The following is a 3,259-nucleotide window of genomic DNA, read 5'->3' on the forward strand; positions in this document are numbered from 1 at the left end:
GGGGTAAACGTAAACGGCATCGCGCCAGGATACATTGCAACCGACAACACCGAGGCCTTGCGCAACGACCCCGTACGCAGCAAATCGATCCTGGATCGCATTCCTGCTGGCCGTTGGGGTGAACCCGCCGACTTCAAAGGGCCAGTGGTATTTCTGGCCTCTGATGCTGCTGACTACGTCAATGGTACCATTCTCACCGTTGATGGTGGCTGGATGGGCCGATAACACTAAATTTGATCAAACACTGCAAATCATAGCTATGCAAATCCGGAATGCAATCAGCCCCAAAGAAGGCGCAAGCCTCAACAGCCAGGAACTGCGCGACAATTTTTTGATCGAAAAAGTTTGTGCCCCAGGTGAAATCAATCTGGTGTATTCGCACTACGACCGTGTCATTGTTGGTGGCGTCTCCCCTATCGATTCTCCGTTGAAATTGCCAACTTATGGCATTTTGCGCAGCAATTATTTTCTGGAAAGAAGAGAGCTGGGGGCAATAAATGTAGGGGGTGCAGGACGCATCAAAGTCGGAGACGAAGTGTATGACTTGCCGTACATGTCTTGCCTGTATGTAGGCAAAGGCCACGAAAACGTGGTATTTGAAAGTGTAGATGCTCAAAACCCAGCACATTTTTACCTGCTGTCTTCCCCTGCGCACCAGAACTACCCTACCCGCCGTTTGCTCAAAGAAGAAGCTTCTCCGGTAGAAATGGGCGCCCCTGAAACCGCCAATAAACGCACCATCTACAAATACATTTACCTAGAAGGCATCCGCAGTTGCCAATTGGTGATGGGATTAACCGTATTGGCGTCAGGCAGCGTTTGGAATACCATGCCGCCCCATGTTCACGACCGCCGCATGGAAGCTTACTTTTATTTCAACGTAGCTGATAATCAGCGGGTATTGCACCTGATGGGCGAACCACAAGAAACCCGTCACCTGTGGGTTGCCAACCACCAGGCCATCATCTCTCCTCCCTGGTCGATCCATGCAGGAAGTGGTACCGCCAGCTATTCTTTTATTTGGGGCATGGCTGGAGAAAATCAGGAATACACCGATATGGATCCCCAACCAGTGGAAGTTTTGCGATAGCTAAGGAACTGAATCACCAGTACAACCAACTTTCAGACCAATTTCAACATTATGCCCAAAGTACTCCTGCTGTTGCTAACCAGAATCAACTTACTCAAAGGTCGCAGCTTTGGGGAAACTATGGTGCGCGACGACCAAATGGCGCTGGATTACCTATGTACCCGCCCTGAAGTAGATCCCGCCCGAATCGGCGCTATAGGCAATTGATTTTTGACGGGTCACGTTTACTAAACTTCTAAAGTTTAGTAAACGTCGATACGCAACGATTATAAATCATTTTTTCAGGCGGCCATACCCATTATTTTGAACGGTGTTTTACTTTCCCGCCGACTACAGTCATCAGCACCTTGGTGCCCAAAATTGCTTCATCCGGGCAGCTGCGCAAATCCTCGGACAGCACCACCAAATCAGCCAGTTTGCCTTTGCTCAAAGAGCCTTTGTCTTGCTCCTCAAAAGCGGCGTAGGCATTGGCCAGGGTGTAGGAATAGATCGCCTCTTTGCGGCTGATCTTTTGTTCCGGAAAAAAGATCATGCCATTATCGGCGCGGCGGCGCGTGACGGCGGCATAGAAAGAGCGCAGCGGATCGACATCTTCAACCGGAGCATCGGTGCCGTTGGTTACCACTGCACCAGCATCCAGTAAGGAGCGCCAGGCATATGCACCTTTGCGCGCACGCTCTTCTCCCAGGCGTTTGACCACAAACGGAGCATCCGAAGTACAATGCACTGCTTGCATGGCTGCAATCACCCCCAATTTTTTGAAGCGGGGAATATCGTCCGGGTCAAGGTGTTGAGCGTGTTCGATGCGCCAGCGCAGCGGTTTTTCAGCAGGATTTTTCTTTAGCTCGCCCTCGATGATGTCCAGACAAACCCGATTGGCCCGATCTCCTATGGCATGGATGCAGAGCTGTAGTTTGTGCTCACGTGCCATCTGGGCAATCTTTTTGACCTCTTCTATCGAGGTGGTATTCTGACCTTCAAAATCTGGTTTGTCTTGATAGGACTTAAGCAACCAAGCCCCAAATGAACCCAAGGCACCGTCCACTTCCGTCTTGATGCCGTTTACACTAAAGTAGCCGTTGCCCAAATTGATCCAGGGGAAACTTTGCAGCTTGCCTTCCATGTCTTTGGACGAGTGCCGGATCATGGCCCAAAGGCGCAAATCCAGCTTGCCTGCTTCGGCCAGCTCTTTGTACCAATCCAGTTCATTGAATTTTGAGCCAGCATCCTGGAAGGAAGTCACCCCTTTGGCGAGGCATTCCTTCTGCGCCAGCTCGATTCCTTTCAGCCATTGTTTCTTTTGTTCCTCTGGAGACAGCGTTTCCAGGTATTCCTGGTACACCTTATAAATGACTTTCATGGCCCGTTCTTCAAACACACCGATGGCCTTACCTGAATTGTCGCGCACGATTTCGCCTCCGAGGGGACTTGGCGTTTCAGCACTGACTCCGGCCATGTCCATGGCTTTGGCATTGGCAAACAGGGCATGTCCACTGGCATGACTGAGCAATACAGGGTTGTTCGGGGCTACTTTGCTCAATTCGTCGTGATAAGGATAGCCCAATACATTTTGGGCGGGAGTGGTCAGCCATTTTTCCTGGTGCCAGCCCCTACCGATGATCCATTCGCCAGGTTTGGCGGTTTTGGCGCGTTCGGCTACCATTTGGACAATTTCATCCCAGGTTTTGGATTGCAGGAAATTGAGGTTAATCAAGCTCTGACCTACGCCTGAAAAATGCCCATGCCCTTCGATAAAGCCAGGCATCACAAACTTATTCTCCAGGTCGATGACTTGGGTTTTTTCAGTCTTGAGCTTTTCGATGGCGTTGTTGCTCCCCACTGCAATGATTCTTTCTCCGGCAACTGCCAATGCTTCTGCTTGCGGATTTTTTTCATCAACAGTGCAAATTTTGCCATTGATGAAAATAGTATCTGCTGATTCCTTTTGTTGACACGCAAAAAAACTGCTGGATAAAAAGAAAACTGCAATGTAGACGAATGCAGTAGATCTGCATTTCTTGGTTAGGTTCAACATGCCTTGCATTTTTGATTTGAAAAGGGAAAATTAGCACTTAACATGACGCAAAAAATTACTTCCCGATTTTTTTAGCCGCTTTCGAATAGGAAGCTCACTTGAAATGAACCGTTCGACTTCCTATTCAAAACCCA

General features: G+C 49.3%; 4 protein-coding genes. 3 read left to right on the forward strand and 1 reads right to left on the reverse strand.

Features of this window, described 5'->3' with window-relative positions:
- From ABW391_RS28980 to ABW391_RS28990, 3 genes are all read left to right on the forward strand, one after another.
- Positions 1-225 (forward strand): SDR family oxidoreductase (locus ABW391_RS28980; RefSeq protein WP_353485397.1); only part of this gene is annotated, 225 nt, incomplete at its 5' end.
- A gap of 34 nt (positions 226-259) precedes the next feature.
- Positions 260-1,090, forward strand: a complete 831-nt coding sequence (gene kduI, locus ABW391_RS28985) for a 5-dehydro-4-deoxy-D-glucuronate isomerase (RefSeq protein ID WP_353485398.1) — start codon at positions 260-262, stop codon at positions 1,088-1,090.
- A gap of 51 nt (positions 1,091-1,141) precedes the next feature.
- On the forward strand, positions 1,142-1,297 hold the full coding sequence (locus ABW391_RS28990) for an alpha/beta hydrolase family protein (protein WP_353485399.1): 156 nt from the start codon (positions 1,142-1,144) through the stop codon (positions 1,295-1,297).
- A 91-nt stretch (positions 1,298-1,388) separates the two neighbouring features.
- Here ABW391_RS28990 and ABW391_RS28995 read toward each other — a convergent pair whose 3' ends face one another.
- Positions 1,389-3,125, reverse strand: a complete 1,737-nt coding sequence (locus ABW391_RS28995; protein WP_353485400.1) for an amidohydrolase — start codon at positions 3,123-3,125, stop codon at positions 1,389-1,391.
- Positions 3,126-3,259: the final 134 nt, after the last annotated feature.

Origin of the sequence: Haliscomenobacter sp., from assembly GCF_040403615.1 — a bacterium.
In the GTDB taxonomy this organism is placed as follows: domain Bacteria; phylum Bacteroidota; class Bacteroidia; order Chitinophagales; family Saprospiraceae; genus Haliscomenobacter.